The following is a 25,940-nucleotide window of genomic DNA, read 5'->3' as shown; positions in this document are numbered from 1 at the left end:
TCAATCCTCCGGGGAGGCGAATCAACCCGATCAACCCGATCAACCGCACACCCTCCGGTACGGGGCGTTCGGAACGTACGTCCGCCACTGCCCCCGCGTCAGGCCGGTGCCGCCCGCCCGCGCGCACGCCTGCGCCACGACCCGCTCGGGATCGACGACGTACCGCTGGAGCGGGACATGCGTGCTGCCCGCGTACAGGGTCGTGCCGTCCGGGCCGAAAGCGAGCGAGTCGAGATGTTCGCCCGCCGTGGTCAGCGGTCCGCCCAGCGGCTGCTGGGCGACCACGTCCCACAGCTGGAGGCTGCCCGCGTCACCACCGACGGCGAGGATGCGGCCGTCCGGACTCACGGCCAGAGCGGAGACCGCCTCGGGGGTGGTGCCGTGCACGGCGGGGAAGACGTTGCGCAGCACACCGACCCGGTGCCAAGCGTTCCCGTCCCACAGCGCGACCCGGCCGGTCTGGTCGCCCACAGCCAGCAGCGAGCCGTCGGTGTCGAAGGCGAAGGCGCCGATCTCGTCGCCCTGGACGAGATTGCGTCCGGTGACGGAACCGCCCGGAAGACGCGCGAGGCGGTTGTCCCCGGCCAGGAGCCGGCCGTCGGGGCGCACGGCCCGGTCGCCGCCGCCCAGACCGGGCAGGGTCGAGAGCCGCCGGCGGCGGCCGGTGTCCCACACCTCGTCGCGCAGCTCACCGACACCGGGCGTGCGAACGGCGTACAGCCTGCGCCCGCCGGAGTCCAGGGCCAGGCTGATGACGGCCTCGGCGGAGTCGCGGGTCGCCAGATCGAGGCTGGTACGTGCGCGTCGGCGGGACACGTCCCAGAGCGTGATCAGCTGGGGAGCGGCCTCATAACCGGCGATGTAGACGCCGTAGGCGAGTGTGCCGCTGTCCGGGTCGAACGCCATCAGGGGCGTGATGTCGCCGAAGACGACCGGGCGCGCGGGATCACGGGAGACGGGAAGAGGAGGGGACGGCAGCGTCCGTACGACGTGGCCGTCGATGGTGTCCCGGAGCTGGAAGCGGAAGCCGGGGCTGTCGCCCTTGCCCTTGCCGCCCTTGCCGACGCGTTCGGCGGTGGCCAGGGTGCGGCCGTCCGGGCTGAGCAGCACGTCGTCCAGGGAGTGCCCGCGCCAGGCGGGGGTGAGGGCCCGGGTCAGGTCGAGGGAGTGGACGGTGCCGCCCTCGAGGTAGCGCAGGGTCGGGTGGCCCGGGTCCCAGTACAGGCCCCGGTACAGGTGCTGCCCGTTGAGTGCGTGCCGGAAGACGGGGGCGTCGGGGGAGGACAGCCGCCACACCGTGACCTCTGTGCTGTCGGCCGTCGCCAGGAACTCCCCTTCGTCGCTGAAGGAGGTGTACTCCACGTCCGGCTGGTAGAGCTCGGCCAGCTGGTGTCCCGACCGGAGGTCCCAGACGCGGACGCCGTTCGCCGTGACCACGGCGAGCCGCCCCGAGCCCAGCACCGGCGAGGACTCGTCGTCGCCGCAGACGTCCGTGGCCTTCGTCCAGTCTCCGGGCAGGGCGCGGTGGTGGACGGTGTCCCATACCTGCGGTGCGGCTGACGCCGAGGGGCAGACGGCCATCAGCGGACCGTCGGGGCCCTGAGCGGCGGCCGCGTCGGCACCGGCCGACCGCGTGGCGAACAGCAGACGGCCGTCCCGTACGGAACGCAGCGAAGCCTGGTTGCCGCCGTCCACGGAGGACACCAGATACCCGACGCCGGTGATGTCGACGGTGGAGAAGATCTCCTCCGGACGGGCCCGGTCACCGGTCCATCCTCCGGTGGCCGTGTCCCACAGCCGTATGCCGTCGCTGGCGGAGAGCGCCAGCACGCGCGCGTCCTCGCTCACCGCGACCACCGTCTCCCCGGCGGGGATGCGCCCTGAGGCGGTGCGGCGGTGGGTGACCACGTTCCAGGTGCGCCAGGTGCGGCCCTCGACGCTGAGCAGTGTCCGGCCGGAGCCGGTGAGAAAGCGACCGGAGTCGTCGCCGGGTTCGGGGTCGGTGAAGGCGTCCGCCTCCGGCTGGGAGAGGGCGCCGAGCAGGGCGCGGTGGGTCTCGGGCAGCTCGGCCGTCCGCCAGGCGGCCACCCCGAGCAGCAGCGCGGCACGCGGGTCGGTCGTGCGCAGCGCGTCGGCGACATCGGCGATGTGGCGGGCCGCGTCCCGGGTGCGCCGGGTCCTGTTGTCGTCGTACTCGCGCCAGACGGCGAGGCCCGTCAGGAGGGCCACGGCCAGGACGGTGGACAGCGACACGGTCAGGAAACGGTGCCTGCGGCCGGCGCGGGCGGCTGCCCGGCGCTCCGACTCGCGGGCCTCGATCGCGCGGGTGAGGAACTTCCGCTCCGATGCCGTCAACGCCTGGTCCCGCTCGTGGTCGGGGAACAGCTCCTCGGCGCGGGTCAACCGGGTGCCCCGGTACAGGGCGCCGGGGTCGCTGTCGTGCTCCAGCCAGGAGCGGGCCGCGTCGGCGAGCATCCGGTGGTGGCGCAGCCGTTCGCGGTCCTGCTCGATCCAGGCGTGCAGCCGGGGCCAGCAGGTGATGAGCGCCTCGTGGGCGAGTTGGACGCCCTCCTCGTCGGCGGTCAGCAGCCGGGCACGGGTCAGCCGCTCCACCACGACCGTCGCGTCCGGGACCGCCCACTCCCCCAGTTCGGCGCGGGTGAGGGGGCGGCGGGTGTCGGGGGTGCCCTGGCCTGGCTCGACCATCCGCAGCATCAGGTGCCGTGCGGTGCGGGCCTGCTCCGGCGACAGGTCGCCGTACACCCTCTCGGCGCTCGCCGCGATCGCGCCGCGCACCCCGCCGGCGGCCTCGTAGGCGGCGAGCGTGAGCGTGCGGCCCCTGCGCCGGCGCCAGGTCTCCAGCAGGGCGTGGGAGAGCATCGGCAGTCCGCCGGGTTCGCCCTGGACCTCGTCGATCAGCCGGGCGGTGAGTGTCCGTTCGACGAGGCAGCCGACCGCCTGGGCCGGGCCGACCACCGCCTCCCGCAGCTCGGCGGCCACCATCGGCCCGAGCAGCAGCGCGGCATCTCGCAGGGCGTCCGCCAGGTCCCGGTGCTCGGCGCAACGGGCGTAGAAGTCGGCGCGTACGGCGACCAGTACCCGGAGTCTGCTGGCCGGGTCGCGTGCGGCGAGCAGCAGATCGATGAAGCGGGTGCGCTCGTGCGGGTCACGGCAGAGGGTGAAGACCTCCTCGAACTGGCTACGACGACCCAGCTCTCCGGCTCGCCCTCGGCCGGGGTGAAGAGGTGGCCGTAGGTCGTGGCGGGCGTGGGCCCGGGGGTCAGGATCCGCAGCTTGACGGGGTCGTGGCGCGCCGCGCTCATCTCCTGCAGCCGGGGGATCAGGCCGGCCCGCAGCAGGGACGACTTGCCGCTCCCCGAGGGACCGAACAGCACCGCGAACCGGTGCCGGACCAGCAGGTCCTCGACCTCACTCACCACCCGGTCCCGCCCGAAGAACAGATGCCGGTCGGACGGCTCGAACCGCGTCAGACCGCGATACGGCGACGGAACGTCCTCGGGAAGTCCGGCGGGGTCCCGTTCCAGCTCCGCCTCGGCCTCCTTCCACCGGATCTCCCACTCCTCGGGTTCGCCCCCGCAGGCGCGCGCGAACCCGAGGACGACGGCGAGCGAGGGCAGTCGTTCGCCGGCGGCGGCCTGAGACAACGTTGTCGAGGAGAACCCCGCCAGCGCCGCCATCGTCCGGTAGGAGGGACTGCCCGCGCCCCTGCGCAGCTCCCGCAACTCGCAGGCGAGCCGCTGCACGGGACCGGCCGCCGGGTCCAAGGGTCTCTCGGGACGCCCCATCTACTCGTACCTCCGTACACCTGGCGAAAAGAGACATCAGGAGCGATGACCATACGAGTCGCCCGGCGACGTCCGGATTGCCCCCGGATGACGACCAGGTGAAGCCGTCGATCCACCGACGCTCGCGAGGGTTGATCGAGGTGAGGAAAGGGGGGTGCCTATCAACTTGCCGGTTGCGAATCTCGTCGGGGCAAGGCCGGATCCCGGCACGCCCACCACTCAATGCCGACCCCCTGGAGAGAACAGCGCCATGTCCCGATTCCACGCGATCCGCAAGCTGTCCACCACGGCCGTCACGTCGGCCGCGCTCGTCGCGGTCGCCGTCACCGGCGTGAGCGGGCTCACGTCAGCGAACCACTCGTCTCCCCTGGGTTCGCAGGTCAAGCTGGTCGACAAGGAGGTTCCGACCGACGGTATGAGCTACGACATGACGGTCGGCGTCCACAGGGACTTCGCCAACCGCTTCGACGCCATCATCAACGACATCCGGGGACGACTCAGGGGCACCCACCTCTACCGCAACATCATCCTGACCAGGCCTGCGGACGACTACTTCCCGGTCACCCTGGCCATGGGCAACAGCCAGGTCACCCTGGTGATCAACGCGAGGAACCTGTACGTCGTCGGCTGGCGCAATGACAGCACGGACACGTACGGGCGGCTGCGCACAGGGCCGGAGACCTATGCCGGTGCGCGCACCCGGAACCTCGAGTGGGTCAACTACAACGACATGGAGAGGGCCGCAGGTGTCGGCCGGGACAGCCTGGGCATCTCCATGGGCACCATCCAGGGCGCGATCAGTGACCTGGGCAGCCCCAACAGCACGTCAGCCGGCCGGAACGAGGCGCGCTCCCTGCTGATCCTCACCCAGGCCCTCGCCGAGGGCGCCCGCTTCGACTTCATCTCCTACCGCATCAGCCAGGCGATCAGGGGCAGCTCCAAGTGGTACCCGGGAACGTCGTCGAGGATCAGCAGCAACGGGTCGAGCGGCAGCGGCATCGACGTGACGGGCATCCAGCTCGAGAACAACTGGGACGGCATCTCCAGGGCCGCCCAGAACGCGACCCACAATCACCGGGCCCCGAACTACCCCATCGGCGACGGCCACCTCTGGACGCTGGAGGCCATCGACGCCCAGTTGGCGGTGGCCGTCCACCACTCTCTGTGACACGGCGAGCCTTTTGCCGCGCCACGGCGATCCCTTGGTCCACGCCCCGCACCGGCCACCAACCGGAGCGGGACGCGGACGGAAGACGTCGGCGACTCCAACATCGCCACCGCCGGAAACCCACGGGCGCAGTCCGTGAACGCGCGGAATCATGAGGCATGCGCCCGGATGCCTGGCACCTCACCGATGACGTCGACCAATTCCTAGCCCGCGCAGGAGACTTCCTGCACTCGCGCCCCGCCCTGCATACCCTCCCACTGACGGTGACCGAGACGCTACGCACGCGCGGGTCGGACGCGTACGGCGCCAAAGCCCCCGTCCTCGGCCTGCTGGAGCGGGCGGGCCAGGTCCGGGCGACCTTCTTCCGCACCCCGCCCCAGCGTCTGAATCCGACCCCCCTCACTCCCGAGGAGGCCGACACCCTCGCCGCCCACCTCGCCGGCCTGGGCCGCCCCCTCCCCGGCGTCATGGCGGACCACGACACCGCCACCGCCTTCGCCGAGGCTTGGCAGCGGCACACCGGCGCGACACCGACGCTCCACAAGCGGGAGCGCCTGTACCGACTCGGCAGGCTCACACCACCGGAGCGGTTCCCGGAGGGCCGAGGTCGAATCGCGGGTGAGCAGGACCGCGAGCAACTCATGCGCTGGAAACGCGAGTTCGTCGCCGACATCGGAGGAACTCCCGCAGAGGACAGCGGCTCATGGGCGGACACGCGCATCGCCCACGGACGCGTCACGTTCTGGGAAACCCCGGACGGCACAGCCGTCTCCATGGCGGGCGTCACCCCGATGGTCGCCGGCCAGATCCGGGTGACCCCCGTCTACACCCCGGCCCACCTGCGCGGCCACGGCTACGCGGGCGCCGCGACGATCGAGGTGAGCCGGGCGGCACTGGCGGCGGGCGCAACGGAGGTGCTGCTGTTCACGGACCTGTCCAACCCCACCAGCAACAGCCTGTACCAGCGGATCGGCTACCGCCCGGTGACTGACTTCACGGTGTACGACTTCGACTAAAACAGCAGGTCAGACACCCTTTGCCACCGGCTCGAGGATGGCGACACACTCCACATGATGCGTCATCGGAAAGGTGTCGGCCAACCCTCCTGAAGCGAATTCGCAGGTCAAGAACCCTTTTACAGCACTCGCCATAAGCCTCGGACAGCCGAAAGCGTCAAACGAGCGTCACTACGCCAAGCTTGACGCTCAGCCGGAGGGTCATATAGTGCAAAGCCGAAGCGAAACTATGATGTCAGCGGTCGTACGAGAGGAAGCGCACGGGCTCGGCAAGCACAGCAGCGGCGGATTCCGTATCGGCCAGGCGGGCCGCCAACGTCGCCTCGGCGAGGCGTGGTGGAAGGGCCTCGCTGAACTTCATGCCGCGCAGTGCCCGTTCATCAACGGACGGGAGGCACAGGCGGTCCGTCGCGTCTCTCGTCGCCTCGCTCCAGCTGCGCGCGGTCACGTCCTCCCGGAGGCGGATCCAGCGGTCGTTGATGTGCTGCGCCGGGACGGTGATCTCGTCGAGGGTCGCGGCGAGCGTGGCGTTCGTGCGGTGCCCGGCCCAGGTCCACCAGCGCAGGTGGCCGCCCGCATCACGGATGATCAAAGTGCCGCCGGGGTGAACCCGCTCGATGTACTCCTCGCGTGCCTTCCGCAGTGCGTTGCTCGCCCTCTGCGTCAGGTTGACGGGCGGCTCCTCGCCCAGGAGGACCCGGCGTTCCGCGCGAGTGAGTTCGTAGGACCCGGCCAGGCCGAACCCGGCCCCGCTCCACTTCGCCTTGCCGCCACCGTCGACGGGTTCGACGAAGCAACGCCTGCGACGCCAGTCGATGTAGGTGACCTGCCAGCTCCGCCCGGCCAGCAGCAGACGTCGCGGGCCGTCGACCCGTTCGGTGAGCAGGCTGGGGTCTGTGCGGCCGATCTCGGAGCGCCCCTGCAGGACGGTGAACTGCGGTGGCGCAGTGAACACGGCGGTGAGGTTCATGAAGTGGCGGTGCCCGAAGCGTCGTTCGGCTTCCGGGCCGATGAACAGCATGCCGCCGTCCCGCTCCAGGTACCCCGAGTCGACAAGGTGGCGCACGATCGGTTCGGCGGACGTGCCGAACGGGCCGAGTCCGTTCCACCATTCCTGCCATAGGTGCTCACCGACACGATGCTCCTGCAGACACAGGGCAAGGAGTTGCTGGGCGACGATGTGCCGTGGCTCAGGCGGTGCCACGACGGGCTCCACCCAGCCCTGCGACCATGGCAGAAGCAGCCCCGCGGCCTCCAGCAACCCGTCCTCGTCGAGCGCGAGGAAGAGGCAGTTGCGTGCGGTTCCCTCGCGTCGTCCGGAGCGGCCGAGGCGTTGGAGGAAAGAGGCGACCGAGGCGGGTGCGTCAATCTGGATGACGCGGTCCAGGTCACCGACGTCGATCCCGAGTTCCAGGGTGCTTGTGGAGATGATGACGCAGTCACGGGCCTCGGCGAAGGCCGCTTCGGCGCGCCTGCGTTCGTCGAGCGACAGCGAGGCGTGGGAGAGGAACGTCGTTACACCCTTCGCCCGCAGCTTCTCTCCCAGCTCCTCGACAAATCGCCGTGATTCGCAGAAGACGAGCCGCTTCTCACCGCGGTGCAGGGCGGCGATGACGGTGGCCGCGTTGTCGAGCGAGCCGACATGGTCGAGCTGGATGTCTCCCGGCGGTACGGACGTTGCGGCACTGGTTGTCGCGGGTGTGGGCTCGGCAAGGTGCGGAGCGATCACCTGCCCCGGCCGTTTGGCCGCCCCCGAGCCCTGTAGCCATTCGAGCAGTGCGTCCGGGTTGCCGACAGTCGCCGACAGGCCGACCCTCTGAACCGGGCGGCCCGCTACGCGCTGCAGTCTTTCCAGTACGGCGAGGAGATGCCAGCCCCTGTCGTCTCCGGCGAAGGCATGCACCTCGTCGACGACAACGGCCTGCAGTCCCGAGAAGAACGAGGTGTGGTCGACGTTGACGCTCACCAGCATTGCTTCGAGCGATTCCGGTGTGGTGAGCAGTACATCGGGCCGAGCGGAGAGGATCCGTTTGCGGGCACCGGCCGTGGTGTCCCCGTGCCACAGGGCCGCGCTGCGACCGAGCCAGGAAGTGTAGGTCTCCAGCCTCGGCAGCAGGTTGTTGAGCAGGGCCTTCAGCGGGCAGACGTAGAGCACGGAGGTGCCGCTCCACCGTTCGCCGATCATCCGGGTCAGCAGCGGAAAGGCAGCCGCCTCGGTCTTGCCGCCTGCGGTGGGCGCGAGCAGGATGGCGTCGTCTCCGCAGACCAGCGGGGTGACGGCTTCTTCCTGGAGCGTGCGCAGGCTCCGCCAGCCCAGGGTGTTGACGATGTGGTGAATGAGCGCCGGATCCAGATTCCCGGCGCTCACGGCAGCTCCAGTTCGATGGCGCCTGCGTCGCCGGCCCCGGCCGCGGCCGCGTTGCGCTCGGTTTCGGTGAGTTCGGAGGCGGTGACGGTGAGTGCGTAGTGCTTGCGCGGGTCGAAGTCGTCGAACTCGTCGACCCGGTCGAGGACGTCGGCGACCAGCTTGCGCAGGAACACGCGGGGCGCGATGCCGACGTTTCCGCCGAGTCCGCCGGTGACGGCCTCGGCCAGCTCCATCAGGTACGTGTCGTCGACCCGGTCGGCGACGCGCCCCGGGCTGTGGGCGATCTGCACGTACAAGTCCCGTACGGTACGGCCGAGTTCGCCGAGCTGCGGCAGGTCGAAGCCCGCCAGTCGCAGTTGGACCGCGCGCGGGGAGTCGAAGCGCGGGTCGGTCGTGAAGTCGGTGGCGAGGCGTTGGGCGAGCGGTGGCAGCCGCTGCGCGCCCTGCTGGCCCTCGTAGAACGCCGGAGTTCCCGTGATGACCAGGAAGAGCCCCGGGAAGCGGCCCGCGTCGATTTCGTCCAGGAGTTGCCTCAGTGCGTTGAGGCCCTTCTCACGGACGTCGCCGCGAACCCGTTGCAGGGTCTCGATCTCGTCGAGGACGAGGAGGAGACCGGGGTGGCCGCAGTCGCGGAGCACGGTGAGCAGCCCTTGCAGGAAACCGAGGGCCGCGAAGTGGTCGAGGTCGCCGCGGACGCCCGCGCTGCGGCGGGCGGAGGCCGCGACCGACTTCTGGCCGCCGAGCCAGGCGATGAGCGCTTCGGCGGTCGCCCCGTCCCCGGCGGTCACGGCCCGTCGGTAGCCCCGCAGTGCGGCGGCGAAGGCGGGGGTGGTCCTGGCGACGTCGGCGAGTCTGCGTTCCATCAGCACATCGACGGCGGCGGCGAGCGACGCCTCGTCGTCCTCGTCCGTCTCACCGGCGTCGAGGACCTCCTCCTCCAGGGTGTAGAACCAGGAGTCGATGACCGGCCGTAGGGCGCTGGGCTGGTGCGTGGCGGTCGTCAGGCGTTCGGTGAGCCTCCGGTAGACCGTCTCCAGCCTGTGCAGGGGGGTTTCGGTTTCTGAGATCTGAACCTCGGCGGTGGCCAGCCCGGACCGTTTGGCCCGTTCCGCGAGCCACCGTGCGAAGAAGGTCTTGCCGGATCCATACTCGCCACGGATGGCGTGGAAGGCCGCGCCGCCTCGTGCGGTGGCGGCCAGGTCGTCGTCGAGCGCGGCCTCGAACCGGCCGAGGCCCACGGCGAGCAGGTCGAGACCTGACTGTGGGACCGTGCCGCGCCGCAGTGCGTCGATCACCTCGCGCAGCCGGACGGCGCTGGCCGAAGCCGCCGCGGTCATGGTGTCTCCTTGTTGGACAGGAACTGGTCCCGGAGCAGAGCGATGTCGAGTTTCACGGCGTGCCCGGCGTCGACGAAGCCCAGTACCGGGTATCCCTCGACATTGAGCAGGCGCTGCACGGTGGCGACGAAGCCCTCGATGTTACGTCGCACCCGGCCGGTCGCCGAGATCGCGGCGGCCAGGGCGGCCGGCGACATGGTGCCCCCGGCAGCGGCGAGCGCGTCGATGACTGCTGCGACGACCTTGCTCTCGGGCGCCTTACGGACGTACTCCTTCTGCGCCTCGTACACCTCGCTCGCGACCACGCGTCCGCCGAGGGTGGCAGGCGCGGTGGGTGTCTCCGGCGCCGGCTCGGGCCCCATGACGTCCTCGTTGCCGAACAGGCCCTCGCCCTGCTGGCGGGCGGGCTTCGCCTGCCTGCGCTTGGGCTGCGTGGTGTTCTCCTGCTCCGGTTCTCCCGCCTCCACAAGGCCGGCGGCGGTGGCCTGCCACCAGGAGGGCGCGGCCTGTTCGCGGGGCAGCGGTTCCCAGTCGCGCGGGGCGAGCTCCGTCGAGGGAACAAGGACGAGGACGGGAACGGTGACCTCGGCGAGGGCAGCACCACCGTGGTAGCCGGCGCGGCGTGCGGCGTAGCGGATGTCCTCGCGCCATGGCGTGGTGATGCTGCCGTTCCCTTCGAGGACGCGGGGTCCGCTCAGGACCACTTCGCCCTCGTCGGCATGGCTGCCCGGCTGCCAGCGCGCCGATCCGCCACCGTCGGCGGCAGGGGTCGCTTCGCCGCGACCGCGGTCGATGATGTGGCCGTGGTCGGCGACGAGTACGACGGGACGTGCGTAGCTGCGGGCGGCGGCCAGCATTTCGCGCAGGTAGGTGATGTCGCCGAGGGACCACACAGTGCGCTGTCCCTGCTGGCCGGAATCGAGGGCGTCGTCGATGGTGTTGAGGACGACGCCGACGACCGCGTCGGAGGCGAGTGCGGCGGTCAGTTCCTGGGCGAGGAAGTGGCCGGCGTCGCCCCCTATCGAGGCCTTGTGGAAGAGGGCCGCGTCCTTGCGCCGCTTCTTCCAGAACGCGGCGAATCCGGAGGCTTCCGTGGATTGCCCTCCCTGGACCGCCGTACCGGTGAGCAGGGACGCCCGGCTTGTCCGGGTGACCGAGGGCAGCATGGAGACGGCTGCGAGGCGTGTGGGCCGTTCGCCTGCGGCGGGCCGCGGCACGATCTCCCGCCAGCCTTCGCGTTCGGCCTCTTCGCCGAGTTGCGCGGCGACGGCGCTGCTCATTCCGTCGAGGACGATCACCAGGGGCGCCCCGCTGGTTGTCAGGGGACGTACGACGGTGTCGAGGACGTTCTCGACGACCAGGCAGCCTCCGGGCTGTTGGGCCGTGGCGTTCGGGACCCACTTGGCCAGGTACCGGGCGAACTGCTCGTCCAGGTGGTCGCGCTGTGCCCGCCCGTCCTCGTAGAGCTCGCGCAGGCTCTGCGCGGCGGCCGGGTCGCCGCCTGGGTCGCCGGCCCAGAGTACGGAGAGTGCCCGGTCGGCCCATCCCCACTCGGCGGCGTGCTCGCGCACGCCCGCGGCCACGGAAGTCACGGCGGGCGCTCCCTGACGCAGCCACCGTGCGAGGCGCACGGCCATCTCCGCGACGCGCACGCGGTCGCGGAAGAGTCCCACCAGCGCGTGCCCGGCCAGATCGGCGAGCGCGGCCTCGCCCTGGGCGGGCGACGTGCGGGCGGCCTCGACGACGGTGGAGAGCTGGGCGGCGAAGCTGGACGGGAGGAAGCGGCTACCGACGAGGCCCCCGGTGAGCCCGGCGTCGTGGGCGAGTTCGTCGGCGCGCTGCAGCACGGCGAAGACCTTGTGCCGTGCGTCGACGGACCCCGTGGCCTCGCCGATCCAGCGCAGGAGAGTGCCCTCCACCGCATCGGTGAAGGCGCCGAGTTCGCCTCTGCGGGGCCCTGCCTGGCCGAACAGCCCACCGACGGCCAGGACCACGTCGGGGCCTGCCCCCGGGTCGCGCAGCGCGGCGCCGAGCAGGCCGAGTGCCATGGCGTCGTGTCCTCGCCCGGTCTCGGCGAGGGAGAGCAGGACGGACACGGCGGGACCGGCGACCTCGCCGAGCCACTTCTTCAGCTCCGCGCGTTCGGTGTCGGCGAGTTCGGCGAAGCGCCGGGGTCCTGCCGGGGTGCGCGACCAGGCGAGCAGCGCGTCGGCGTCGACGGCGGGTTCCACCGTCGAGTTGGGCGAGACGTCCGGGTGATCGAGGCCGAGGCGCTCGACGACCAGGGCGCGCAGCGCGGCGTCCCGGGTGAGCACGCCTGCGATGCGCGGCCATCCCTGTCCGGTGGGTTCGGCGTCGACGAGGGCCTGGAGCAGCCAGTCCTCGCGGTACATGCGCACGTCCAACCCCGTCGCCCCGAACCGCTGCATCACGATCTCGGCTTTCTCGACGGTGAGGGTGCGCCGGTGCACCGCGTGTCCTCGCACGTCCCAGCCGAGCTGGTCGTCGTCGACGCCGGTCGTGACGACCAGCAGGTCGCCTGGCGCGGCCTCGTCGCGGTGGCTGTGCCAGGTGGCGAGGATGCCGAGGACGGAGGACTCGTCGCGTACGGTGACGCGCCGGGTCTGCTTGCCGACTTCAGCGGTGAAGGTGGTGGCCGAGCCGGCCGCGTACCGCCCGTGGACCAGCATGAGGCTGTGGTCGGCCAGTTTCTTGGCGTGCCGGTCGAGCAGCGCCTCGACGGTGCGCCGACCCACCTGCGGCAGTTGTGCCATCAGTGTCCGGTCCCCGTCTCGTCGTCGCTGTCTGCATTGGACTCCTCCGTGGCGAGCCCGTCCGGAGCGTTTTCGACGGCCCGCCAGGTGACCTGAACACGGGTGCCGGGGTTCGCGGCCAGGAAGCGGCGGATCTCACCGCTGAGCCCGTCGACGGTCGCGGCCAGCGTGGCCTCGAGCCGGGTGGGTTCGACGACGTACGCGGCAGCGGCGACGGCCGGCTCGGCCGAGAAGAGCAGCCGTGGGTCCCGCGTCACCGGGTCGTGGCTCGGGTTCCGGACCGGCTCCACGGACGTGGCGCTCGAGGATGCGCCCGCACCTGCGGCCACCGGAGGTGTGCCGTGCTCGGTGAGACGTACGTCCTCCGCGGTCGGCTCGGCGCGCGGGGCGGGCTCGACGGGCCGGGCGGCCTGGGCGAGCCGGGTGGCCTCCCTCATCAGGGCCACGGCGGACTCCTGCAGCGAGCCCAGCACGGGGATCAGCGACTCGTCCTCCTCATGGGCGTTCGCGGCCCGCCGTACGTTGTCGAGCAGTCGCGTCGCGCGGTCGCCGACGCTGTCGTCCCGGCCCGCGAGGTCGCGGACCATCTCCAGGTCGGACCAGTCGGTGTCCCGCAGCACCCGCAGCACTTCCGGGGCTTGCTTGAGGGCCGCACCGATCTGACTGTCCGTCACCTCATAGGTGGCGCCCGCCAGTTCCTGGGCGAAGAGTGTCGCGTCACCGGTGCGCAGCAGTCTGGCGATCAGGTCGGCGGCGGCCTTGGTGGATTTCAGCCGCGGTGCGTCCGCGCCACCGGGTCCTTCGAGGCCGAGCCGTATGGCGTTGTCGTGGAGCAGCGACCGGGTCTCCCCCACCGCCGCCCGGTGCTCGTCGGCGACGGTGCGCACCTGTGCGGCGAGCCGCGCGACGTTCCTGGCGAAGAGGACGGGCGACACGCTCTGCCCGAAGATCGCTCCGGCGCGTCGCAGCGCGGTGGCGAAGGTGTCCTCGTCGGGGAGGGCTACGGCGCGCAGGCCGTAGCCGGGGACGATCCGGTCCAGTTCGGGGGCCTGCGGGGCCTCCTGGGTCTGGTAGATCCAGGTCCGGTCGTCGAGCAGTGCGTAGGTGGCGATGATCAGGTTGCCGACGTTGCGGTCGAGGCCTTCGTAGCCGAGCTGGGTGATCCAGCCGCGGATCGTCTCGACCGCCAGGTCCTCGTTCGTGTCGGGGGTCTCGGCGGCCTTCTTGTTGATGCGCAGCCGCCAGTCGTTGGTCACGTTGAGCGGGCCGTCGTGGACCTCGCCGAGGCCCAGCGCGTGCACGATCTTCCGGACGACGGGCAGGTGATGGCTGTCCACGACGACCCGCCGGGATCCGTCCGCCATCGCACGGGTGATCCACTCCATGGTGGTTTTGAGCTCGCGCAGTGTGATGGCCTTGCGGGTCAGCCGGGGGTCGAAGTCGGGGTGTTTGGGGTAGCGGGCGGCGAACATGCCGTCGGCGAGCAGCAGCAGGTTCTGCTCGAAGCCGACCGACGGCTCCGGCCGGGTGCGGGTGAACCCCGGTTGCAGGGACACGAGATGCTGCCCGTCGGGCACGGTCGCCCCGACGATCTCCGGTTCGGCGCGGTTGATCCCGTACAACTGGAGCAGGGCCTCGGTGAGGTGGCCGCTGATGTTGTCGCGGGACACCTTGAGCTGGTTGCGGATCTGTGCCCGCTCCTCGACGGGGCGGGTCGCGGTGTGCTCGTCGAGCCGGTCGCGTTCCAGCAGATAGTTGATCTTCAGCAGGCGGCCGAGCTGCCGGGAGGTCTGCTCGGAGAGGAAGTCGGGCAGCCAGACGAGCGTGGGTTCGCGTCGGCCCGCCCGCTGAAGCTTGGCGACGCGCTGGAGGTCCTCGACCGGTCCGTGGTCGCCCTCGTCGAAGGGGTAGTCGAAGACGATGCGGAGGTTTCCGCGCTGCTGGGGCGCGAACTCGTCGTCGGGCAGGCGTGTGTCGCGCACATTGCCGAAGATGAACTCGACGGTCCGTTTGGTGCCGCGCCAGACGACGTCCCGTTCACAGACGAAGGGCTGGGTGTCCTGGATGCCGAGCTCGCGCCAGAGCTGGTCCTTGATCCACTGCCGTCGGTAGCCGAGCTGGTCGGCGACGCCCTGGACCTCTTCGAGGAGCGGTTCGACGTCGACATCGGAAAGATGCAGGTGGAAGACGGGGTCGGCGCGGTCGCCCTCGCTGCGCAACTCGCTGTCGAAGGTGATCTGCAGCTCCCGCAGCCGCTTGGCGGCGACGGAGCCGGCGTCACCTACCCGGGTGCGGATGGAGCCGTGGTTCAGCGCGGCGAGCCTGGTGCCGTTCAGCCGGGTCAGCGCGGGCACGTTGGGTGCGAGGGCCGCCAGGAGCAGGGTCTTCATCAACCGCTCGTCGGCCTGGAACCGTTTGTCGTCGGGAGATTTGTACTTGCGCAGCAGTTCCTCGCGCACCCGCTCGTGGAAGTCTCCGGCGATCTCGGCATCCTTGCGCAGCCGGGGTGTGAACGCCGCGCCGGAGCGTTTCATGATGACGTCCCACAGGTCACCGAGCGGGATGAGTTCGCCCAGCTTCAGGTCCTCGCGGCGGCGGCGCAGCAGTTCCTGCACGAGCTTGAGGCCGGTGCGCTCCCGCTGCAACGCGCCCGACAGGTCGACGAGCACGTTGAGCAGCGCCGGCGAGAGCGGGTACAGCTCCCGGAAGTCGTCCCATGACGCCTCGGTGCGCCCCTGCGCGTCCAGGAGGATCTGGCGCACCTCGTCGTTGGACGACTCGACCAGTTTGAACGCGTCGTCGCGCACCGACTCCATGCCCGGTTTCGGGGACAGCACACGGTGCTTGATGATCTCGACGAGGTTGCTGTCCTCGAGGTCGACGACGTCGAATCGCTCGGCGAGGTACTCGATCTGCTGCTCGAGGTTGCTGATATCGGCCCCGACGACATCGGAGCCGATCAGCTGGGACAGGTCACGCTGCCGGGAGACGAACGACACGATCGGGACGGGTCGGCCGCTGTCCCCCGACTCGATCAGCTTGACCAGTCGCTGCACCTGGTCGCGGACGAAGTCCTGATCGCCCATCTTCGCCTGGAGCCACAGAACCAGTTCGTCGAGGAAGAGGACGACTCCGGTGTAGCCGAGGGACTGGGCATGCCGGGAGATGACCTTGAGTCCGTTCTCCAGCGGCACGAACGCACTTGCCTCGCCGCGCACGCCCTGTGCGTAGGAGGCCATGGGACCGCTGAGCAGGGCGGCGACCAGCTTCTCGCGGTACGGGTCGTCCTGCGCGCTCGCGGCGAAGGCCCGGTCGAAGTCGGCGCCGGTCCAGGTCCCGGCGGGCAGCGCCTCCACCGCTCCGCCGTCCAGCATCGGCATGTCGTCCGGGTCGGCCTCCACGGGGGCGGTCCCGGTCGGGGCGAGGGCCGCGGCACCCTTGCCGAGCCACTGCAGGAACTTGGCGTCGTCGCCGAGGAACTCCCGCTGGGTACGGGCGTCGGCGAGGAGCGCGTCGGCCCGGTACACGGCGGGCAGTGGCTGGTCGGGGTGGAGTTCGCGGACGGTGTGGACATAGCCACCGAGGAGCGCGGAGTCGAGGTCGGCGGAGCCGACGAGGTGGTAGGGCACCATCAGGAACCGGCTCCGGCGCAGCCAGTCGTCGTGCGGCGCCACGACCTCCATGAGCCGAGGCTTGGCGCGCACCGCGGCGTGGTTGTTCAGCACGGCGTGCAGCACGGTCAGGAAGTGGCTCTTGCCGGAGCCGAACGAACCGTGCAGATAGGCGGCCTGCGAGTTGCCCGACCGGACGGAGGACGACACGATGCTCAGCGCCTGCCGGAAGGCCTCCTGGAGCTGCTCGGTGACCACGTACTCGGCCACCCGCGCGTCGGACTCGGTGAAACCCTGGGAGAGCTCGATCTTGAAGTCGCCGGCATGGACGTCCTCCTTGATGTCGATGACATCTTTGAGGAAGAGCTCACTGGTGGGCATCAGGCGATCAGTCCCTCTCTCGGCCGCACTGTTCTGCTGCGCTGTTCTATCGCGCTGTCTACTGCACGGTTCCGCTCAATGTCTCGCGCGCTGCTTTCGCGCTCCCCAATCCTGCCAGGTGGGACCGACATCGACGCCTCCCGGGCCGGATTCGCCGTATCGCACCGTGCCCGGTGGATCACCGCGGGTGCCCGCTGGGTAGGGTCTGCGCGGGATCCGTCGGTGAACGGGAGCGGGGGCGACGGCAGGTGGGGTGGCGCGAGGAGATCGCTACAGCCTTGGGCGAACTGGTCACGATCATGGGCGGTACGGGTAAACGGCCGCGCTGGCAGCGGGTCGGGCGCGCGGTCCGCACCGGGGAGGACGGCTGGTACGCCGTCGACGTGCGCGGCTCCGACATCGGACCGGACCAACTGGACAGTGTGCGCCTCGGGGGCCCGGATCCGGACGGCATCGAGACGAAGGGCTTCTCGGTCTCGGAGACCGTACAGAACGGCTCTCTGCTCACGCTGAAGGTCGCCGAGTTCGCCGACCTCAAGGATCCGTATCTGTGGATGCTCAAGCAGCCGCCGACCTTCCTCGTCGAGGCTCTGCGCGACGGCATCGCGGGGCTGGGCGAGGCCCCGCTGGCGAACGCGCTGGCTGCCGGCTCGATCGGCGGTACATCCTCCCCCGATCCCGACCCTCCCGGGCTGCATCCCGCCCAGGGTGATGCCTACCGCGCGTGTCTCGGCCAGGGTGTCCATCTGGTGTGGGGTCCGCCGGGCACAGGCAAGACGACGGTTCTGAAGCGGGCCATCGGTGACCTGATCGCCCGGGGAGAGCGTGTGCTGCTGGTCTCCGCCACCAACATCGCGGTGGACAACGCCCTGTTGGGCGTGGTGAAGGAGAACCGGCACGGCCCCGGTGACGTCGTGCGGGTGGGCCCTCCGCAACTGCGGGAGGTGGCCGACAACCCCGAGGTGTCGCTGCCGCTCATGGTCCGCGAGCGTCTCGCGGAGACGGCCGAGCGCCGTAGCCGGATCGAGGCGGCGCTGGTGGGCATCCGCGCGCGTGCGGCGGAACTGGCCGCGCTGGACACGGCACTCGTGCGCTTCGATCCCACGGCGTACTTCGACGCGCTGAAGCTGCTGCGCACGCCCGGCCAGGATCCGGTCTCCGTGCAGGACAGGGCGACCGAGGCCGCGGCTCTGGCGGAGGAGGCCGTGGCGCTACGGGACTCGGTGCGAACAGCGGCGGAGACGGCCCGGCGGCGCAGCGAAGAGGCGGAGGCGTCGCGCCGAGGGTGGGCCGAGGTCGACCGTCTGCGCAAGGAGCAGACCCGCATCCTCAGAGCAGCGGAGCGGAAGGAGGCCGACGTCCTGATGACCGACGACTACCTCCGCGATCTGCGGGAAGAGGCGAAGGAACTCGACGCCAAGGGCTCCATGGCACGGTGGCGCGCCCGTGAGAAACGGCAGCAAATCCGCGATCAGCTGGCCATCACGGCTGAAGACGCGGCCCGCGAGCGCCGTGCGGCGAAGGCCGCACGCATCACGGCGAACGCGCACATCACCGCGCTGGAGACCGAGGTGACAGCCCTTGTCGCCGGCATCGCCCACACCCCTCAGCAGATCAACACGCTGGAGCAGGCACTCACCTTGGCGCAGTCCACCGTCAAGTCGGCCCTGGAACTCGTGACCGCCCGCCGCGACAAAGCCACCCGCCTGGAGAAGGCTGTACTCCGCGCCCAGGAGGCAGCGGCGCTGACCGCCCTCGCCGAGCGGCAGAACTGGCCGACCGGGCACGCCCGCGCCGAGCGATTACGCCCCCAGGTGACAGCCGACGCCGCCCAACGAGCCTCGTTGGAGGAGCAGTTCCAGCAGGTCCAGGAGGAGTACGAACGCCTCTCCCGCAATGCCCAGGGCGAAATCATCAAGGGCGCCAGGCTGGTGGCCACCACCCTCGCCCGGTTCCGCACCAACAAGGCGGTCTTCGAGGGCCCGTACGACGTCGTCCTGGTCGACGAGGCGGGCGCGGCGACCCTGCCCGAGGTGATCCTCGCGACGGCGAAGGCGACCCGCACGGCCGTCCTGCTGGGTGACTTCATGCAGCTCGGCCCGGTCATCGAGTCGCAGCTCAAGGACCTCGACCGCCCGGACGTCAAACGCTGGCTGCTCCCGGACGTCTTCCAGCACTGCGGTATACGGGACCCGGAGGACGCGCGACGTCATCCGGCCTGCGTCGCCCTCGTCCAGCAGCACCGCTTCGGTCCGGCGGTGATGCGGCTGGCCAACTCGCTCGCGTACGGGGGAATGCTGGAGGGCGGCAAGCAGACCGCGGCGCCCAGGCCCGAGGACGACCCCGAGATCGTCATCGTCGACACCGACGGGCTCCACGAACTGGCCAGGCCCCACCTGACGGGCAGCCGCAGCGGCTGGTGGCCGGCCGGGTCGCTGATCGCCAGGGCGCTGGTGGAGTACCACCGCGCGAAGGGTGAGGAGACGGGCATCGTCACGCCGTACGGCGCCCAGTCGGACGCGACCCTTGAGGCCCTGCGGGACGTGGAGAGCGGCGGCGGCCCGCTCGCGGAGGTGGGCACGGCACACCGTTTCCAGGGGCGGGAGTTCCCCGTCGTCGTCTTCGACACGGTCGAGGGCGCCGACGGCAGGGACCTGTGGATGTCGATGGCGCACCGGGGGCCGGGCGCCTCCGACTGGCTGCGGGACGGTGTGCGCCTGTTCAATGTCGCGGCGACCCGCGCCCAGACCCGCCTCTATGTCATCGGCAGTTGGGAGCGCATCGAAGCCGCGAAGGACGGCACGGTCTTCGCGCACCTGGCCGCGCTGGTCAACACCCACGGAGTACGGCGGCTGCGGGCCAACCACCTGATCACGCCTCCCCAGGAGAACGAACGGAACCTGGGAGGTTTCGGCGCGGCCCTGGCCGATGTCCTGGCCAGGCATGTCGAAGTGACCGGCATCGACGACGAGTTGACCTTCTTCAGCACGTTCGAGGACGAGATCCGCAAGGCCCGTGCCTCGCTGTGGCTGTGGGCACCCTGGGTGGCGAAGCGCGTACGCGGCATCCTGCCCCTGCTGCGCGACGCCGCCGAACGCGGCGTACGCGTCACCGTGTTCCTCCGCGACGACACGGACCAGCTCCAGGCCCGCCCGGCCAACCAGAGCCTCATCGCCGACCTCCGGGCCGTCGTCCACACAGTCATCCCGGTCAACGTCATGCACCAGAAGATCGCGGTGATCGACGAGCAGACGGTGATGATCGGCAGCCTCAACACCCTGTCCCAGTCCTGGACCCGCGAGGTGATGCTGACGATGCGCGGCGGCCACTTCGCCCGCAAACTGCTGGAACACGAGCACGCCGAGCTGTTCACCCGCCCGCCGAAGTGCGCCCGCTGCGGCGGCACGAGCATCGAACTGCGCCGCCGGAAGAACAGCACCTGGTTCTGGCGCTGTTACGACATGGTGTGCAAGACGGGGGCGAATGGCAGGAGCGACGCGTGGAATCAGGACATTCGGTTGGGTGGTGGCAGGCGCTGAGGACCGTGGCTTGTTCTGTCACATGCTGTTGAGATCGACTTCGCCACGTTCGATGATGTTTTGCGGCGGCTTGAGGGGGACGTGCAGTGCTGCGGGGAAACGACGACGTATCGGTAGCTGCTTCATGAGGCATCGCATGCAACTTGCGTTGCAGATCATGCTGGTGCTTGTCGCGAGCCTGCTCGGCATCGCTACCAACTACGCCACCGGTACGGAGGACGCGCCCTGGTTGTTCCAGGCCATTCAGCGGGCGTCCGTACCCGCCATCGGCCTGCTGATCGTCGCCATGGTGGTCGGGCAAGTCGTCGTGTACCGGCTGGAGAATCCCGCGCCGCCGCCGGTGCAATGGCCACGCGATCGGGTGCCCTACCCCGGTCTTGACGCCTTCGTGGAGGACGAGGCGGCGGTCTTCTTCGGCAGAGAGGCGCAGGCAGCCGAATTGACGCGCAGGCTGCACACCTCGCCACAGCGGCCTGCCGACCGGTTTCTGGTGCTCGTCGGAGCTTCAGGCAGCGGAAAGTCCTCGCTGGTCAGAGCCGGTGTGATGCCGCGACTGCGGGACCGGCGCTGGACGGTCCTGCCCGCCTTCTCCCCCGGGCCGAACCCCCTCGGCGCCCTGGCTTCGACAATCGTGGCAGCCGGTGGAGGGCAGGAACCGGTGAGCGCTGTCCTGCGCCGTCTGCGCCAGGGCCCGGGTTCGCTGGGTACGGAGTTGTCGAGGCTTCGCGACGGCCGATTCCGTCGGACGTTGCTTGTGATCGACCAGTTCGAGGAGGTGGTCACTCTCGCCGGCGAACGGGAGCGGGCGCAGTTCCTAGAAGCGCTCCGTTCCTGTGTGGAACAGGATTCCGGTATCCACGTACTGGCCACACTCCGGGTCGACTTCCTGGGGCGGCTCCTTGGCACTGGGCACGCCGAGGTCGTCCAGCACCCCATCACCATCGGAACGTTGAGCAGAGGCCAGTTGGCTCAGGTGGTGGAGCGCCCTGGAGCGCTGGTGGATCTCTCCTTCGCTCCTGGCGTGGTCGACACGATCGTGGACGAGACGGGTACCGACGATGCCCTGCCGTTGCTCGCCTATCTCCTGCAGGAGCTCTACTTCGCCTCCGGCCCGGGAGAGACGGTCACCGAGGATTTGTACCGCCGCCTCGGCGGTGTGGCAGGCGCTCTGTCGCGGCAGGCGGACAACACTGTCGCGGAGCTCGGTCCGGGGGACGGAATCGACCACGTACTCCGAGTGCTCCTCAGATTCGTCACGGTCCAGGGGCAGGAAGTGGCCCGTCGGCGTGTGCCGTTGTCCGAGCTCGACGAGCGGGAGCGCCATGTCGTGGATGCCTTCGTAGATGCGCGGTTGCTGCGGTCCGGCGCGGGCGGCGACGCACTGTCCGGCCAGGAGCCCTATGCCGAAGTGACGCACGAGGCGCTGTTCCGCCGGTGGGCTCCCCTGAGGCAAGAGGTCGAAGCACGTGTCGAGCGGCTGCGCGAACGCGCCGAGCTGGAGCGGTGGGCCGAGGACTGGGAGCATTCAGGACGCAGCGACGACTACCTGCTGACCGGGGAACGACTGTCCCTGGCACAAAGCTGGCTGGCAGCGCTGGAAGAGGCGGGGCAAGCCTCCGGTCCGGCACGAGCACTCGTCCATTCTTCCCAGCGACGTGATCAGGCCTTCCTTCGCCGGGTCTCCGACAGCATCGGTCGGCAGGTGCTCGGCAGCGCGGAGACCCAGCCGGAGCGAGCTATTCTCCTGTCGCTCACCGCGCTCGACGAGTGCACTCCGACGCCGTCGGCTCGCCGGGGTCTGATGACTGCGCTGGCGTCCAGCCATCTTCGTATCCGGCTCGACGGACACACGGACACGGTCCGCCACATCGCCTGGTCCCCCGACGGGCAGCGGCTGGCCACGGCGTCGCGGGACGGCACTGGCCGGGTCTTCGACGCCCGCTCCGGACAGGCCCTGCTCGTCCTCCCCTCCGACGGTGCCATGGTGGAGTCGGTTGCCTGGTCCCCCGACTCCTCGCACATCGCCACTGCGGGCCGAGACTGCGTTGTCCGGATATGGAACGCCACCTCCGGCGCTCCCGTCCGGCTGCTGACCGGGCCAGTGGAGGCCGGCAGGCAGGTGGCGTGGTCGCCCGATGGGAGACATCTCGCCGCCACGTGGAAGGACTGTGTCGTACGCGTCTGGGAAGCCGAAACAGCCACACTCGTACACGAACTGCGCGGACATCGCGACGACGTCTGGGGCGTGGCGTGGTCCCCGGACGGCACCCGACTCGCCTCCGTCTCTCACGACCAGACAGCAATCGTCTGGAACCTGGCAACAGGCACGGTTGCGACGACCATGACCGGCCACTCGGACTTTGTCGAGGGCATCGCATGGTCTCCCGACGGATGCTCCATCGCCACAGGATCCGGCGACCACACCGCCCGCATCTGGGACGCGGAGACAGGTGACCTGCGGCTCCTCCTTCGCGGACACACCGACTACGTATGGAGTCTGGCCTGGTCCCCGGACGGTCGGATGCTGGCCTCTGCCTCGTCCGACCAGACCGTACGCGTCGTCAGCACCGAGGACGCGAAGGTCCTGGCCGTACTGCGTGGCCACACCGACACCGTCTGGGGAGTGACCTGGTCACCCACGGGCACACAGCTGGCCACGAGTTCGACCGACGGCACTGGAATCGTGTGGGACCTACGGCCGCGAGGAGCCGAGCAGGTACTCGCCCATGGGCACACCGGGCCCGTGAACCAGGCAGTGTGGTCCCCCGATGAAGCCCGTCTCGCCACCGCCTCCGACGACGGCACCGTGCGCGTGTGGGACGCGGCCATCGGGGCTCCCACGGGGCGTACGGCGCCGTTCGGCGACCGGGTCTGGAGCGTGGACTGGTCGCCACAGACCAACCGGCTCGCTCTCAGTACCAATGACGGCGTCTTCCGTGTGACAGACGATGCGGGCAATGTCCAGTTCGAACACCGGGGCGAGGTGGTCGAAGCCTGCGCCTGGTCCCCGGACGGCCGCCGCATCGCCACCGGCGGGCACGACGGCACCGTTCGCATCCGTTCGGCGCAGGGAGGTACCGAACTGCAGACCCTCACCGGGCACCAGGACTGGGTCGGCCGTATCGCGTGGTCACCCAGCGGCCGGATGCTCGCCAGCTCCTCCGACGATCGCACCTGTCGGCTGTGGGACGTCAGCGAGAACCGTCAGCTCACCGTGCTGCGCGGCCACGACAACTATGTGGACGATGTCGCCTGGGCGCCGGACGAGCGTCGGGTCGCGACGGCCTCCGGCGACTGGACGGCCGCGGTGTGGGACGTGGCCACAGGACGCCGAATCGATGTCCTCAAAGGCCACGAGGGGCGGGTCCGCGCCGTCGCCTGGTCCCCCGACGGCAGATTCATCGCCACCGGCTCCGACGACCGCACCGTACGGGTGTGGTCCTCCGCCACCTTCGAGGAGATCGCGATCGTCGGCGTCCACCAGGACAAAGTGACGTCGGCCGCCTGGTCACAGGACGGTACGAGGCTGCTCACGGCTTCCTACGACGGAACAGCCCGCGTGTGGTCCGCCGACCCCGACTTCGACCGGCTCGAAGCACACGCCCGGGGACGGGTCTTCCGCACGCTGAGCGAGGAGGAACGGCGTCAGCACCTGCTGCCGCCGCTCCCTCCTTCATAGTCCCCGCCTCTGCGGTCAGTACTGCACTTCGACCGTGCGGTCGTCGGTGTGCAGCAGGTAGTCGTCCGGGGCAAGGTTCATGGCCTCGCGAGCGGGTGACGCCCAGTACATCGCGTTACGGTCGGCGAACGTCTCCGGACCGTCGTAGGAAATCAGCCAGACGAACTGGTTACGCTCGCGGTCGACCCACGCCCCACCGATGGTGAACCCCAACTCAAGTCGCAACGGGACGATTTCCTCGCGCCACCGCTCAACCCACTCGTCGAGCAGGCCGTCACGGACGGTGTAGGTGCGCAGCTGGGTAGTTCTGGGCATCCGGAAGTCCCTCCCAAGGCAAGGCTCGGCGTGAGCACCCAGGCTATGCGCAACAGCGTCCCGGGTGATCGACTCCCAGCCGCGTTCCGTGCCCAGGAGCCCAGCCCCCGACCTTCGGGACCCCGCCCACCGGCGCGCGGGGCCAGGTGCCGGCGCCTAATCGGCGCGTGGTCGAGTACCCGACGCCTCAAAGCCCAGGCGCATGGCGCACTCGGCCCAGATGGTCTTGCCCGGGCCGACCCGATCGCAGACGCCCCATCGGGCGGCGAGCGCGTCGACGAGGACCAGGCCACGGCCTTGGTCCTCGTCCGGGCCTGGCGTCCTTCGCACCGGCTGGGCGGGGTGGGTGTCGGTCACCTCGATCCGGAGGACGCCCCGGCTCTCGTCGCGGGACAGGGACAGGCCGAAGTCCCTTCCGGGGACGCGGCCGTGGAGGACGGAATTCGCCGCGAGTTCGGCTACGACGAGGACAACGGTGTCGTGGGTCTCGGTGCCGTGGGGGTGGCCCCACTCGGCGAGCTGGTGCGCCGCCAGCAGGCGGGCGAGGCGGGCACCGCGCCGGGTGGCAGAGAAGCGCTGCGCGAACGTTCGTACGACGGTGGGGGTTTGGGTGTGTGGGGCTGGCATGCCGGCCAGCCTGCGGGGAGTTGCGGCCCCTTCGGCAGGTCCGGCGCTGATACAGATCGCGTTGTACTGGTTCACTCACTGGACTGGGTCGGTCGCTGTACGTGAGCATGGGTCGGTCGGGGCGTGGCGCAGCGCGGACGACGCACGGTACGGCACGGGTTCGGGCGGTCGCGGGTACGGCCCGGCGGCACGGAGGAAGGCGGCTGCGATGGCGACGGACGACAACGGCGGCGGGGCGGGCGGGGCCAGCGCCGGGCAGGGCGGGGGTTGCGAACCGGAACTGTCGGACAGTTTGAAGACGTTCGGCGCGGTCCTCAAGGCCCTGCGGGAGGAAGCCCGCCTGACGCAGGAACAGTTCGCGCCGCTGGTACGGTACTCGGCCGCGTACATCGCCAAGATCGAGCAGGGGAAGCGGTTTCCGCCGAGGGATCTGCTGGACCGGTCGGAGGAGGCGCTGGGGGCGGTCGCGGGGCGTGTACTGAGAGCGGCGGCGAAGAGTCTGACTCGGAAGGCGGGGCTGGCGTCGTGGTTCTTGCAGTGGGCCACGATCGAAGAGGAAGCCCTTTCGCTGTACGCATATGAAAGCCGAGTCATTCCAGGCCTGTTGCAGCCCGAGCCTTACATTCGAGCTCTCTTCGACCGTTACCTTCCTCCGCTCACCGAGGAGCAGTCAGAGCGGCAAGTGATGGCGCGGTTGGCCAGACAGCAACTTCTTATCGATCGTCCCAACACGACGTTCAGCTTCGTCTTCGAACAGGCACTGTTGGAGCGCCGCATGGGAGGGGCTGCCGTGACGAAGGCTCTCCTCGACCACCTCATCACAGTCGGCCGGTACCGCAACGTAGAGCTTCAGGTCATGCCCCTGCTCCAAGAGGAACACTCGGGCTTCGAGGGCGAGATGTACCTTGCTGAGACTGCCGATCACAGCTGGGTCGGCTACGTCGAGGGCCACGGCACCAGCATGCTCATCAGCGACCCGAAATCTGTAAGTCACATGCTTCAGCGCTATGGCAAGATGCGCTCGCAGGCTCTGAGCCATCAAGCCACGGTGAGCCTGCTGGAGCAGATGCGAGGAGCGCTATGAGCACCAGCGAGTTGGCCTGGTTCAAAAGCAGCTACAGCGGCGGTGGCGGTGACAACTGCATCGAGGTTGCACTACGCCCCAGCGTCGTTCTTGTCCGGGACTCGAAGGACACCGTGAGGCAGTCCCTGGCCGTCTCCCGCGAGGCCTGGTCGGCGTTCACGACACTGGCGTCCGACTCGCGCATCTGAACTTCCGGTGGGCCAGCGCCTGCCGCTGTCCCACCGAACACGGCACG

Annotated in this window: 13 protein-coding genes and 1 pseudogene; 6 read left to right on the top strand and 8 right to left on the bottom strand. The window is 69.9% G+C overall.

Annotation, left to right across the window (positions count from 1 at the left end):
* Positions 1-39: 39 nt before the first annotated feature.
* Entirely contained in the window at positions 40-3,138 is a 3,099-nt protein-coding gene (locus tag PV396_RS02710; protein WP_416071327.1) for a WD40 repeat domain-containing protein, read from the bottom strand.
* Between the two features lie 152 nt (positions 3,139-3,290).
* Positions 3,291-3,698 (bottom strand): annotated as a pseudogene (locus tag PV396_RS44980) (hypothetical protein); the annotation flags it as partial.
* Positions 3,699-4,056: 358 nt separating this feature from the next.
* Here PV396_RS44980 and PV396_RS02700 point away from each other — a divergent pair.
* Positions 4,057-4,974 (top strand): ribosome-inactivating family protein, encoded by a 918-nt coding sequence (locus PV396_RS02700; RefSeq protein ID WP_319199939.1) that lies wholly within the window; start codon positions 4,057-4,059, stop codon positions 4,972-4,974.
* A 158-nt stretch (positions 4,975-5,132) separates the two neighbouring features.
* Entirely contained in the window at positions 5,133-5,990 is an 858-nt protein-coding gene (locus tag PV396_RS02695) for a GNAT family N-acetyltransferase (protein ID WP_319199938.1), read from the top strand.
* Positions 5,991-6,225: 235 nt separating this feature from the next.
* Here PV396_RS02695 and PV396_RS02690 read toward each other — a convergent pair whose 3' ends face one another.
* Genes PV396_RS02690 through PV396_RS02675 form a run of 4 tightly spaced genes read right to left on the bottom strand, consistent with a single transcriptional unit; the run spans position 6,226 to position 16,461 of the window.
* A complete protein-coding gene (locus tag PV396_RS02690) occupies positions 6,226-8,358 on the bottom strand; it encodes a DEAD/DEAH box helicase (RefSeq protein WP_319199937.1) in 2,133 nt (710 codons plus the stop codon).
* Positions 8,355-9,695: a BREX system ATP-binding protein BrxD gene (gene brxD / locus PV396_RS02685; RefSeq protein ID WP_319199936.1), complete on the bottom strand. Its 1,341-nt coding sequence runs from the start codon at positions 9,693-9,695 to the stop codon at positions 8,355-8,357. Before brxD ends, PV396_RS02690 begins: the two co-directional genes overlap by 4 nt.
* Entirely contained in the window at positions 9,692-12,469 is a 2,778-nt protein-coding gene (gene pglZ, locus PV396_RS02680) for a BREX-2 system phosphatase PglZ (RefSeq protein ID WP_319199935.1), read from the bottom strand. The genes brxD and pglZ overlap by 4 nt, the downstream gene beginning before the upstream one ends.
* Entirely contained in the window at positions 12,469-16,461 is a 3,993-nt protein-coding gene (locus PV396_RS02675) for a PglY protein (protein ID WP_319199934.1), read from the bottom strand. Before PV396_RS02675 ends, pglZ begins: the two co-directional genes overlap by 1 nt.
* Positions 16,462-16,739: 278 nt before the next feature.
* Between PV396_RS02675 and PV396_RS02670 the strand changes: the two genes are divergently transcribed.
* Both PV396_RS02670 and PV396_RS02665 read left to right on the top strand, forming a co-directional pair.
* Entirely contained in the window at positions 16,740-20,000 is a 3,261-nt protein-coding gene (locus tag PV396_RS02670) for an AAA domain-containing protein (protein WP_319199933.1), read from the top strand.
* A 136-nt stretch (positions 20,001-20,136) separates the two neighbouring features.
* Positions 20,137-23,679 carry a WD40 repeat domain-containing protein gene (locus tag PV396_RS02665; RefSeq protein WP_319199932.1) on the top strand — a complete coding sequence of 1,181 codons (3,543 nt, stop codon included), beginning with the start codon at positions 20,137-20,139 and terminating at the stop codon, positions 23,677-23,679.
* Between the two features lie 15 nt (positions 23,680-23,694).
* On the opposite strand, the gene PV396_RS02660 is transcribed toward PV396_RS02665, so the two are convergent.
* Positions 23,695-23,994 carry an NIPSNAP family protein gene (locus PV396_RS02660; RefSeq protein ID WP_319199931.1) on the bottom strand — a complete coding sequence of 100 codons (300 nt, stop codon included), beginning with the start codon at positions 23,992-23,994 and terminating at the stop codon, positions 23,695-23,697.
* A gap of 156 nt (positions 23,995-24,150) precedes the next feature.
* Complete coding sequence (locus PV396_RS02655; RefSeq protein ID WP_319199930.1) at positions 24,151-24,621, bottom strand: ATP-binding protein; 471 nt, start codon at positions 24,619-24,621, stop codon at positions 24,151-24,153.
* A gap of 208 nt (positions 24,622-24,829) precedes the next feature.
* Here PV396_RS02655 and PV396_RS02650 point away from each other — a divergent pair, with 208 nt between their 5' ends.
* The gene (locus PV396_RS02650; protein ID WP_319199929.1) at positions 24,830-25,705 is read left to right on the top strand and encodes a helix-turn-helix transcriptional regulator; all 876 of its coding nucleotides are present in this window, start codon (positions 24,830-24,832) and stop codon (positions 25,703-25,705) included.
* Positions 25,702-25,893 (top strand): DUF397 domain-containing protein, encoded by a 192-nt coding sequence (locus tag PV396_RS02645; RefSeq protein WP_319199928.1) that lies wholly within the window; start codon positions 25,702-25,704, stop codon positions 25,891-25,893. Before PV396_RS02650 ends, PV396_RS02645 begins: the two co-directional genes overlap by 4 nt.
* Positions 25,894-25,940: the final 47 nt, after the last annotated feature.

Origin of the sequence: Streptomyces sp. ME02-8801-2C (assembly GCF_033793965.1) — a bacterium.
Taxonomy (GTDB): domain Bacteria; phylum Actinomycetota; class Actinomycetes; order Streptomycetales; family Streptomycetaceae; genus Streptomyces.
Note: the sequence above shows the minus strand (reverse complement) of the source record. Positions and strands in the feature narration are given on the sequence as shown.

Excerpts from the sequence above, each read along its gene's own strand:
- PV396_RS02700 (WP_319199939.1), top strand. The coding sequence starts at position 4,057 with ATGTCCCGATTCCACGCGATCCGCAAGCTGTCCACCACGGCCGTCACG.
- PV396_RS02695 (WP_319199938.1), top strand. The coding sequence starts at position 5,133 with ATGCGCCCGGATGCCTGGCACCTCACCGATGACGTCGACCAATTCCTA.
- brxD (WP_319199936.1), bottom strand. The coding sequence starts at position 9,695 with ATGACCGCGGCGGCTTCGGCCAGCGCCGTCCGGCTGCGCGAGGTGATC.
- pglZ (WP_319199935.1), bottom strand. The coding sequence starts at position 12,469 with ATGGCACAACTGCCGCAGGTGGGTCGGCGCACCGTCGAGGCGCTGCTC.
- PV396_RS02675 (WP_319199934.1), bottom strand. The coding sequence starts at position 16,461 with ATGCCCACCAGTGAGCTCTTCCTCAAAGATGTCATCGACATCAAGGAG.
- PV396_RS02665 (WP_319199932.1), top strand. The coding sequence starts at position 20,137 with ATGCAACTTGCGTTGCAGATCATGCTGGTGCTTGTCGCGAGCCTGCTC.
- PV396_RS02660 (WP_319199931.1), bottom strand. The coding sequence starts at position 23,994 with ATGCCCAGAACTACCCAGCTGCGCACCTACACCGTCCGTGACGGCCTG.
- PV396_RS02655 (WP_319199930.1), bottom strand. The coding sequence starts at position 24,621 with ATGCCAGCCCCACACACCCAAACCCCCACCGTCGTACGAACGTTCGCG.
- PV396_RS02650 (WP_319199929.1), top strand. The coding sequence starts at position 24,830 with ATGGCGACGGACGACAACGGCGGCGGGGCGGGCGGGGCCAGCGCCGGG.
- PV396_RS02645 (WP_319199928.1), top strand. The coding sequence starts at position 25,702 with ATGAGCACCAGCGAGTTGGCCTGGTTCAAAAGCAGCTACAGCGGCGGT.